The organism is Actinoplanes rectilineatus (assembly GCF_000962825.1).
Classification (GTDB): domain Bacteria; phylum Actinomycetota; class Actinomycetes; order Mycobacteriales; family Micromonosporaceae; genus Actinoplanes; species Actinoplanes rectilineatus.
The window spans coordinates 156349-166814 of record NZ_JZKF01000010.1 but is presented as its reverse complement, the minus strand read 5'-3'; the positions used below and the strand labels follow the sequence as shown (position 1 = coordinate 166814).

Here is a 10466-nt window from a genome sequence, read left to right as displayed (position 1 = left end):
GGCCCGCGTCACCTCACTGCGGAACCGGCCCCGGAACTCGCTGTCGTGCGAGAACTCCGGCCGCACCATCTTGATCGCCACCGGCCGGCCGTCCGGGCCGCGCCCCAGGAAGACCGTGCCCATGCCACCCTCGCCGAGCCGTCCCACCAGCTCGTAACGCCCCAGGCTGGTCCGGTCCCCCGGACGGAGCGGCATGCTCATCGTCGTATCGTCCCCTTCACCGCAACCCGACGCCGCGAACCCGGGAGTCTACTCACCCCCGTCACTGGCGGGTGCGCCGCGGCGGTTCCGCGTCAGGGCGATGTAGACCCTGCGTGACCAGGCAAATCCTCAAGGTCAACAACTCTGAGGTGTACGCCTGGCGTGTAGCCCACCTCGCCCATCCCGACGACCCGGACCAGTGCCCAGTAGTCCGCTCCGGGACGGGCGTCGCCGGACAGCACCACGTCGAAGGTGAGGGTGCGGGTGCCGCCGGCCGGAAGCTCCCACCCCCGGATCCACGGCGTGATCGTCGCCTCGCCGGACCAGGTTCCGTACGGTGAGACGAGCTGGGCGTCGCCGCGGACCGGGCCGGCGGCCGGGTTCCGCAGCGTCAGGGTGAGCCGCCCGGTGCCGCCGGGCGCCAGGCTGAGAACGGCCGGTTCCAGGGTCGCCTCGACCGGCGCGACTGTCGGATCGCCGACGGCGAGGGCCGCGGTGTCCTCCAGCCGTTGCCCGAAGGGGTCGACGATCCGCGCCGCGAGGTGGCGCACGCCGTCGCCGTCGCCGGTGACGTGCAGGTCGATGGTGTGGTGTTCGCCGGCGGCCAGGTCGTAGTCGAGCGTCCCGTCCGCGGTCACCTCCAGTCCCGGCGGCACGATCAGCTCGACGGTGCCGGCGGTGGCGGCGGTCGCCGAGCCCACGGTCAGGCGCAGCGTGGCCGGCAGGGTGGCCGCGGTCGGCGACAGGTGGACGGCCACCGGCAGGTTGCCGAGCGGCGCCGGGCCCTTGTTGTGCATCCAGTACCGGGTCGGCACCGGCTGTACGGGTTCCACCGCGGGCTCGTCCACGACGGTCGCCGCCCGCACCGGGCGGGCGGAGACGGTCACGACGTCGGCCGCCGCCAGGTCGACGATCACCTCGCCGTCGGCGGCTTCGAGGCGGCCGTCGGCGGCCCCGGCTTCCAGCACGTCGGTACGGGTCGCGTCGCGGAGACCACCGTGGATGCGGATGCGCGCGGTCTGCGGGGTGCCGGTGGACTCGTAGATCCGTACCGTGAGGCCCTCGCCCACGTCCTGGGTGCCGGGGAGCCCGGCCGCCAGCGGGTTGCCCCGGGGTTTGAGGGCGGTGAGGACCGCCGACGCGGGTTCGACCGAGCCCAGCGACGCCCGCACGGGCAGTGTCCCGGCCGACGACGGCACGGGTTCGGCGACGAGCGGGTGGTTCACCTCCTGCCCGGCGTGCACGAATCCGGCCTGCCGCCAGTCGCCGGCTCCGGCCACCAGGCTGTACCGGAAGGTGTGCGACCAGTGCTGCAGCGCGAATCCGGTGCCGTCGGGGGTGGTGCGTTGCGGCCCGTCGATCCACACGCCGCTGGGCCAGCCGGTGCAGGCCCGCATCAGGGACATGTGGAAGGTGCCGTCCGGTTCCACCACGAACCCCGGGGTGCCGTGGTTGACCACCGCCATGGAGTAGCCCGAGAAACCGGAGACGCCCGGGATGACGTCCGGAATCTCGATGACGGCGTCGGCGAGATCGGCGATCAGGGCGTCGCGTCCGGTATCGGTGACGATGAGGACCGGCAGGTCGCGCGGTCCCCGCAGGTCGGCGTCGGGAACCCACGCCTCGGCGAGCGAAGCGATCGCGGGGATGTAGACACGGCCGGTCGTCGTCAGTGTCTCCCGGCAGCCCGGCTCCGCCGAGGCCAGGACCTGGTCGGTGAACGCGTTCTCCCCCACCACGATGCGCACGTCGGGGAGGTTGGAGTCGGCGTCCAGACTTCCGTACCGTTCGCCCGCCGGACGGGTGCCGGTGGCGGTCACGCCCTGGGCGACCAGGGCGGTCATCAGGTCCCGCTGGTCGTGCTCGCTGATGATCTCAGCGACGCCGATCGCCACGTCGGTGCCGGCGACGCGGATCCGGGCGGTGGCCGACAGCCCCGCCCAGGTGTGGGCCGGGTTGTCCAGTGTCCACAGGCTCTCCGCGGCGTCCACGTTCGGGAAGCCGAACGAGCGTCCGATGGCCGCGAACCCCACGTCGGAGACCGGCAGGGCGCCCGGACCGTCGAAGTCGAACCGCACCCGCAGCAGCCGGTCCGCCCCGATCGACCCGTCCACGTGGGTGCGGAAGTCGACGCGGTCCACGCCGTGCCAGAGCAGCACCTCGCGGGTGACCGTCAGGTCCTCGAACGTTCCGCGGATCACCAGGCGGCTGCCGGCCGGGCTGTGCTCGACCCGCGCCGACGTCCCGGTCACCGCGACGCCGGGCCCCCGGGGCAGCAGATGCCACGGGCCCTCACCCCAGAACGGGTGGTCGGGGTACTCCTGCTGCACGACGAGCTCACCGCCGGCCCCGTCGGCCCGCAGCAGCTCACGCCCGTGCCGCAGGTCGTGGATGCTGGTCAGTGCCCCGCCGGAGCAGGTGATCCGGAACGCCTCGTTCTCGATGGACGGATCCGGTGCCTCGGAGTCTCCGGCGGTCCAGACCGGGACCGACGCGGCGGGGACCACCCGCCACACCTGGTAGCCCAGGGCCGGCACCTCCTGGGCCGCAACGGACAGCGTGACCGAGGCGAGGGTGCCGTCCGGGTGCCGGGTCTCCCCCTCGGCGACCGCCGGCAGCGTGTTCCCACGGTCGTCGAGCACCGTGACCCCCCGGGGGCCCGGGGCGGGAAAGTCAGCACGAACGGTCGTCACACCGTCTCGCGACCAGGACAGCGGATTGGCCACCAGCACCGCCTGGCCCCGTCCCCGGGTGTCCGCGAAGGAACCCAGCGCCCGCAGCGCCGCGGACCGGGCCGTCGCACCCAGTTCCCAGGCCTCGCGCCAGCCCGCGACCAGGTCCAGGTAGACCTGATCCGACTCGGTCCCGGTCACCGCGTCGTGGTGGGCGCCGTAGGCCAGCAGCCGCCACGCCTTGTCCAGTTCCTCCGCCGGGTACCGGCCGCCGAGCAGCGCCGCCAGGGTGCCGAACCGTTCCGCGTCGAGGACCACCGTCTCGCCGGCCCGCTGCGCCTGCTTCGTGTCGATGTACGACACGTCCTTGCCGGTGTAGACCGGGTTCATGTCCCGGGTCTGCGGCGAGAACCGGGGCTGTTCGGCGCGGACCGCGTCGAAGAAGTCCCGCGGGATGCCCATCCGGAACTTCGGCCACACGTACGGCCACTCGCGGTGGATCTCGGTGCACCACCGGGACGGGATGTTGTGGTCGTGGCCGACCGGCAGCATCACGTTCCGGGTCGCCGAGACCTTCCGCAGCTCGCGGTACTGGGCGTACGCCTCGGCCATCGCCTCCTCGAGGGTGTTCTTGCGCTCGACGTCCCAGCCGGCCACGTAGTGGTTGGCCATGTACGCGGTCAGCACACCCCGCCCGGTCGGCGAGACCCACTCGAACTCGCTGGGGAACTGCATGCGCTCGATGTCGCCGGTGTGCCGCCGCGCCCCGATGTGGTGGAACGGACCGCGCGCCCACGAACTCGACGTCAGGCCGGCGTCCGCCATCAGTCCCGGGAACGCCGGGTCGTGGCCGAAGACGTCCAGCATCCACGCGGTCTGCGGGTCGCCGCCGAGCACCTCCCGCTGGTAGGCGACCCCGTGCACGGTGTTGCGGATCGTCGACTCGGGGTGGGTCAGGTTGGTGTTCGGCTCGTTGTACATGCCGCCGACCAGTTCCACCCGGCCCTCGTGCAGCATCCGGCGCAGGTCCTTGCGGTCCTCCGGATACACGTCCCAGTACGGCTTCAGATAGTCGATCTCGGCGAGCACGAACCGGTAGTCGTCGTCCGCCCGCGCCGCGTCCAGGTGCGCCCGGACCAGGTCGAACGCGGTCCGGACGAACGCCGGGCGCAGCTTGTCGGCCTTCGGCACGTCCGGGAGTTGCTGCCACACCTCGGTGAAGCCGCGCTGGGTGTTCCACCAGACCGGGTCGTAGTGGAAGTGCGAGATCATCCACATGGTCCAGCCGGTGGCCGCGACGCGCATGGCGGCCTTCGCGGTGACCCGGGCGTCCCCGCTCTCGGCGATCACCGTGATCCGGTGCACCGACCCCTCCGAGGCCGGCGCGGCCACGTGCACCCCGACCTCGACGACCCGTTGCTCGCCGGCGGCCAGCGGTGTGGTCACGGTCTCCTCGGGGGTACGCACGGTCGGGCCTTCCACGCGTACCCGCAGAGGTCCGGTGTCCGTGGTGGCGGTGAGGGTGACCCGGACGACCTGCCGGGGTGCCGCTTCCGGCCCGAGGAAGAGATCGGTGTCCTCGACCGTGGTGATCCTCATGCCGTGGTGCCTTCCGGTGTCCAGGTGAAGGGTGCCGCGGTCGCCCAGCGCGCTCCGGTCTCGCGGTAGAGGCGGCCGGTCGCGGCGGCCCGGCGGGTCAGGCCGGGCAGGTCGTCGAACGCCTCCTGGTCGACCGCGGTCGGCGCCGGTGCGGCCAGCACCGCCTCCGCGACCTGCGTGAACGCCAGCGTATCGGCGAGCGGCACCAGCGGGCCGGCGCTTGCGCCGGCCAGGTGGTCGAGCAGGTCCTCGAGCAGGTCGGTACGCCCGTGCCGGGTCGCGCCGGTTGCGGTGACCAGCCGGTCCTCGGTGTAGTGCAGCTCGGCGGTGTCCCGGCTGCCGTAGACGGTGACCGTCGGTTCGGTCTCGGTCTCCGCGCACAGCGTCGCCGCCACGGTGACCGGGGTCCGCCGGGCGGTGACGATCCGGGCGCTGGCCGTGTCGTGCGCCTCGGACGCCCGGGTGCGGTAGGTGTCGAGTTCGACCCGGCGCACCGGCTCCGCGCCGCCGGACCCGTCCAGGGCCACCGCCAGCGCCACCGCGTGCGCGAACGGGTTGGTCAGGGCGCCGTCGTTGACCGGCACCCCGTCGATCGAGCGGCGGCCGGCCCAGCCGGAGCGGTTCCAGTACGCCTCGCCACGCCACCAGAGCCCGGTGCCGCCGATCGCGTGGATCTCGCCCAGCTCGCCGTCCGCGATGCGGCGCCGCAGTTCGGTGACCGCGCCCGACCCGAACGCCTGGAACCCGACCTGCACGACCCGGCCGGTCTCGCGTTGCACGGTGAGCAGCCGGCCGAGCCCGGCCAGGGTCGGTGCGGGCGGCTTCTCCAGGAGCAGGTGCGCACCGGCGCGCATCGCCGCCTCGGCCAGTTCCACGTGCGTGTGCACCGGGGTGACCAGCACGACCACGTCCGGCGCGACGGCCTGGATCAGCTCGGTGGCGTCGGGGCTGAGTGCGGCGTCCCCGGCCAGAGCACGCTGGCCGGGGTCGAGGGGACGGGGATCGGCCACGCCGGCGAGCCGGAGACGCCCGGCCGCATGCAGCCGGGCGATCGCCTCGAGGTGGCCGCGCCCGTGTCCGTGGGCGCCGACGAGGACGACCCGTGGGGCGCTCATCCGCGGGTGATCCGCACTTGCACGGTGTTCCGGGTGTAGACCGGTTCCGCCTTCAGCCCCGGCGTGGTGACGGTGACCTGCGCGAATCGTCCGGTGATCTTCTGAGCGGTCAGCACTGTGCCCGATTTAGTGCCATTCACTACAAGGTTTCCTGATTTGATGGCGAGAACACCATCGACACGTGCGTTTGATACCTGCAACGTCCCGCCATCCACCGTGACATCACCGAGAGACTCCGCCGCCAAGGTCCCGCCGAGGATCCGCACCCCACCGCGGAAGGTGTTCGCCCCGGTCAGAGCCAGCGTGCCGGAACCCCGCAGGGTCAGCCCACCCTTGCCCGAGATGTCGTTGCGCCAGGTGTCCGAGACGCCGGCGCCCAGGGTCACGTCCACGTCGTTCTCGAACGCGCCATAACCGTCGGCGGCCGTGAACAGGTCCAGCCGCCCCCACTGCTCCGGACCGTCCAGCAGCGCGTATCCGCCGGGCAGGGCCGTGCTGCGCAGCACCGCCCGCCGCTGGGCCGCCGTGAGGTACGGCAGACGCGTCTCCAGCAGCACCTCGGCGCCCTTCGGCACGGTCAGCGGGGTGTCGCGCCCGGTCCGCGGCAGGATGTAGGTGAGCCGAGGCAGGATCGACCGGCGGTTGCGCACCCGGTCCGCATACGGGTCCTCGGCCCCCGGCGTGGCGGTCAGCACCGCCGCCGCCTGGGCACGCGCCGCCGCCTTCAGGCCCGCGTTCGCCGGGTCGTTGAGGATCGCGGCGGCCAGCGCGGTGGCCAGGATCCGCCCGCTCACCACGTCCAGCGGCGAGTGCATGCCGGCCGTGATCCGGGTGTCGGCCAGGTCGAACGCGCAGGTCAGCAACTCCTGGAAGCGTTCCGGTACGGCGTACGCGTAGGCCAGCGCGGCCAGGAACAGCGCGTTGGTGTGCCCGCTCGGGAACCCGCCGTCCTCGGCCGGCACGGTCCCCCGCTGGCGGAGAAGTTGCGGGACGACGACGACCTTGGACCGGTAGACCGGGTAACCGAACGCGTCCACCGCCCCGGTGTCCACGACCGCACTGTCGGTGGTGAGACGCCACGGCCGCGGGTACTGCACCGCGAACTTGCTCGGGTTGCTCGACGACCAGTTGCCGCGCACGGTGTTGACCAGGGTCACCACATCGCCCAGCGACGACGTCGGCGAGCCCGCGCCGAGCGCCGACCCGGCCGGGGCGTCGGCCGGCACGAAGTCGCTGACCGTGGTGGCCGGCGTCGTCTCCGGCGCGGACGTGATGCCGGTGACCGCGAGGGATCCGGCCCGGTAGGAGGGTGCGAGCGGGCCGAGTCCGGCGATCACCGCGTAACTCTGGTGCTGACGGTCGACCACGAACGCCCGGGCGCCCTCGGCCGCGGTCCGGGAGGCGGTCCGGGTCTCGCAGAACCGCACGTTGGCCCGCAGCGTCGCGCGGTCCAGCGGCACGCCGGTGTTCCAGGCCGTTCCGGTCTGCCACAGCGCGGAGACGCCGGACAGGATGCGGACGGCCGCGTTGGTCTCGGCGGTCAGGTTCGCGGTGGTGTTGGAGGTGTAGTCGTCGACGAAGGGGACGAATCCGGCGGCGGAGACGGCGGAACCGGGGAGCCAGGCCACCGCCGGCACCGCGAGGGAGGCGCGCAGCAGGGTCCTTCGAGACACGCTCACGGAGGGCTTTCTCCTTAATCCTTGAGGCCGGCGTTCATGTCCGCGCTCATCACGTACTTCTGGAAGATCAGGTAGATGGCGACGAGCGGGATCATCGACATCACCGAGGCGCCGAGCAGGACCGACCAGTTGATGTTCTGCGCGCCGATGATGCTGGCGACGCCGATCTGCAGGGTGAACTGGTTCGGGTCGTTGAGGATGATCAGCGGCCAGAGGTAGTCGTTCCACCGCCACTGGAACGAGAAGATGGCCAGGGTCATGATGATCGGCTTGGCCAGCGGCAGCATGATCCGCAGGAACGTGGAGATCTCGCCGGAGCCGTCGATGCGGGCGGCTTCGAGGAGGTCGTTCGGCACGGTCACGAAGAACTGGCGGAACATGAACGTGCCGGTCGCGGTGATGACCGCGGGGACGATGACGCCGCTGAGGCTGTTGTAGAGGCCGAGGTTGCGGACCACCACGAACAGCGGGGCGAGGATGGTCTCGCCGGGCAGCATGGTGGTGGCCAGGATGCAGACCGCGAAGATCTTCAGCCACCAGCTGCGGTATTTGGCCAGGGCGTACCCGGCGGCGGCGCTGGCCACCACGGTGAGCACGGTGGCGCCGACCGCGACGATCAGCGTGTTGAAGAAGTACGTGGCGAAGTCGAACTTCGTCCAGGCCTCGGTGAACCCGTCGAGGGTGAACCGGCTCGGGAAGAAGGTCAGCGGGTAGGAGAACAGTTCGCCGGCCGGCTTGAACGAGCTCATCACGAACCAGAGCGTCGGGAAGCCGTAGACCACGACCAGCAGCCACATCACGGCGCTGGAACTGATCTTGCGGGCCAGGTCGCCGGTCCGGCTGCCGGGCTTCTTGTTCTGCTGAGGGCTGCGCAGGGCGGGCGGCTTGGAGATGACGGACATGTCAGCTCTCCTTCCGGCGATTGGCCATCATCTGGATTCCGGCGATGACCATGAGGATCAGCAGGAGGACGAACGACGCCGCGCTGGCGTAGCCGATCTGCGCCTTCTTGAAGCCGGTGTTGTAGATGTACTGGACGATCAGGTTGTTCGCGGTGCCCGGGCCGCCCGCGTTGACCGCGACGATCAGGCTGTACTCCTTCATCGCGTGCAGCGTGCTGAGCAGCACCACGATGAACGAGGTCGGCGCGATGGCCGGCAGGGTGATCCGGCGGAACTTGTCCCATGCGCCGGCACCGTCGAGCTCGGCCGCCTCGTAGTAGGAGACCGGCACGTTCTTGAGCGCGGCGACGAACAACAGCATGTTGAAGGCCGTACCGCCCCAGGTCGCCGCGATGATCACCACCATCAGGGACAGGTCGGCGTTCGACTGCCAGGGCAGCGCCTCACCGCCCAGTTCGGTGATGATGAAGTTGACCAGACCGAAGTTCTCGCCGAACAGCCAGCGCCAGATCACGCCGGCGACGATCGGGGAGATCAGCCAGGGCAGGAAGAAGATGATCCGGGCGAACCCCTTGCCTTTCGTGTACGGGCTGACCAGCAGGTACGCCGTACCGAGGGAGGCGACGAAGCTCAGTGGCACGACACTGCCCGTGTAGATCAGGGTGCGCCACAGGGCGGCCCAGAACGCCGGGTCGTCGATCAGGCGGGTGTAGTTGTCGGCCCCGACGAACGGCGCGGTGCCGATGCCGGTGTAGCTGGTGAACGAGTACCCCAGGCCGATCGCCGCGGGCCAGACGAAGAACAGGCAGAACAGGATCAGGTTGATCAGGATGAAGAGCAGGGGCGCCCCGGTGTAACTGTTCAGCTTCCGCCGTTTGCCGGGCGTGGCCGCCGCAACGGTGTCGACCATGGTGAACTCACTTTCCACGGTGTGGCCCACCCCGCGGGGTGGGCCACACGCCACGGTCGTCTCAGCCGAGCTGTTCGTTCCAGCCGTTGACGATGTTGGTCACGGTGGTGTTGACGTCCTGCTCACCGTTGATGAACTTGGCCATCTCGACCTTGGTGGGGTCCTCGGCGGCGGGCTTGCCGGCGAGCAGCAGCGTGGTCTGGGCGGCCTGACCGGAGGGCGAGATCGGGTCGGCCAGCTCGATCTCGGCGTTGTACAGCGCGAAGGCGTCGAGGGCGGTCTGCTTCTCGAACGGGTACTTCAGGTCCAGGCCCTGCTCGATCGGCAGGTAGCCGTTGGTCTGGGCCAGCTTGGTGTAGTTCTCCCGCTGGAAGATGAACTCGACCCACTTCTTGGCGGCCTCGGCCTTGTCCCCGTTGAACGCCGTCACCAGACCACCGAGGTTGATGTCGGTGGCGTGCACCGGCTGGGCCGGGGTCGGGGCGGCCGCCCACTCGAACTCGGTGATGCCGTCGGCGAAGTCGGCGACCTGCCAGACGCCGGAGTAGTACGCGACGACCTGACCGCTCTTGAACAGGGCGCTGGGGTCGGCGCCGGAGGTCCAGACCGACTTCGGCATCACCTTGTCGTCGTTGATCTTCTTGAAGTCGTCGAGTGCCTGCACGGTGGCGGCGTCCGGGGTGGCGTACTTGTTGTCCGCACCGAGCTGGAAGCCCTTGCCGCCGTGGGTGTAGATCCAGGAGCGGATCCGGGCCGGCGAGTTGTCGTAGACCAGCTCGTACTTGGCGCTGGTGGCGGCCTTCACCTTGGCGGTGGCGGCAAGGAACTCGTCCCAGGTCCAGGTGCTGGCCGGGTCGGTGGGGTAGGCGACCCCGGCCTTGTCGAACAGGCTCTTGTTGATGTAGAGGCCGGCGGCGGTGATGTCCGACGGGATCGCCAGGACCTTGTCGTCCTGCACCGTGATCAGACTCTTGTTGATCTGGTTGGCCTCGTTGTTCGCCACCGAGGAGATGTCCTGCACCTGGTTGACCCAGAGCGGGTCGAGGGCCGGGACGCTGGCGGTGTCCGGCAGCTCGTTCGCCTGCGCGGCCTGCTTCAGCTTGTCCTTGTAGCCGTCGTTCGGGATGTTGACGATCTCGACCTTGATGCCCTCCTTGGCCTCGAACTCCTTGGCCAGGTCGGTGTATCCCTGGTCCTGGGCGTTGGTCGAGTACCAGAAGGTGATGCTCTTGACGTCCTCGGAGTCGCCGCCGGACGAGCAGGCGCTGAGGGCGAGGGCCGTGACGACGCCGGCCGCGAGCAGGCGGCGGAGGCGTCCCTTCCCGAACGCTGCGGAAATGGCCATGACTATCTCCTCGATGAAATCGTCGACTCGTGGCGACGGACGT

The 10466-nt window shown here is 70.5% G+C and carries 6 protein-coding genes and 1 pseudogene; all 7 read right to left on the bottom strand.

What is annotated here, in order from left to right:
- Positions 1-201, bottom strand: a pseudogene (locus tag WH85_RS11070) (serine/threonine protein kinase); the annotation flags it as partial.
- A 92-nt stretch (positions 202-293) separates the two neighbouring features.
- The gene (locus WH85_RS11065; protein WP_045741662.1) at positions 294-4472 is read right to left on the bottom strand and encodes a glycoside hydrolase family 38 N-terminal domain-containing protein; all 4179 of its coding nucleotides are present in this window, start codon (positions 4470-4472) and stop codon (positions 294-296) included.
- Positions 4469-5587 (bottom strand): Gfo/Idh/MocA family protein, encoded by a 1119-nt coding sequence (locus WH85_RS11060; protein ID WP_045741661.1) that lies wholly within the window; start codon positions 5585-5587, stop codon positions 4469-4471. Before WH85_RS11060 ends, WH85_RS11065 begins: the two co-directional genes overlap by 4 nt.
- Positions 5584-7266 carry a phosphatase PAP2 family protein gene (locus WH85_RS11055; protein WP_045741660.1) on the bottom strand — a complete coding sequence of 561 codons (1683 nt, stop codon included), beginning with the start codon at positions 7264-7266 and terminating at the stop codon, positions 5584-5586. The genes WH85_RS11060 and WH85_RS11055 overlap by 4 nt, the downstream gene beginning before the upstream one ends.
- 14 nt (positions 7267-7280) lie before the next feature.
- Positions 7281-8168 (bottom strand): carbohydrate ABC transporter permease, encoded by an 888-nt coding sequence (locus WH85_RS11050; protein ID WP_045741659.1) that lies wholly within the window; start codon positions 8166-8168, stop codon positions 7281-7283.
- 1 nt (position 8169) lies between these two features.
- Positions 8170-9078, bottom strand: a complete 909-nt coding sequence (locus WH85_RS11045; protein WP_045741704.1) for a carbohydrate ABC transporter permease — start codon at positions 9076-9078, stop codon at positions 8170-8172.
- Positions 9079-9139: 61 nt separating this feature from the next.
- Positions 9140-10423, bottom strand: coding sequence for an ABC transporter substrate-binding protein (locus WH85_RS11040; protein ID WP_045741658.1), 1284 nt, complete (start codon positions 10421-10423; stop codon positions 9140-9142).
- Positions 10424-10466 lie beyond the last annotated feature (43 nt).

What these genes read in the sequence shown, in the direction of transcription:
- WH85_RS11045 (WP_045741704.1), bottom strand. Translation starts at nt 9,078, where the DNA reads ATGGTCGACACCGTTGCGGCGGCCACGCCCGGCAAACGGCGGAAGCTG.
- WH85_RS11065 (WP_045741662.1), bottom strand. Translation starts at nt 4,472, where the DNA reads ATGAGGATCACCACGGTCGAGGACACCGATCTCTTCCTCGGGCCGGAA.
- WH85_RS11060 (WP_045741661.1), bottom strand. Translation starts at nt 5,587, where the DNA reads ATGAGCGCCCCACGGGTCGTCCTCGTCGGCGCCCACGGACACGGGCGC.
- WH85_RS11040 (WP_045741658.1), bottom strand. Translation starts at nt 10,423, where the DNA reads ATGGCCATTTCCGCAGCGTTCGGGAAGGGACGCCTCCGCCGCCTGCTC.
- WH85_RS11050 (WP_045741659.1), bottom strand. Translation starts at nt 8,168, where the DNA reads ATGTCCGTCATCTCCAAGCCGCCCGCCCTGCGCAGCCCTCAGCAGAAC.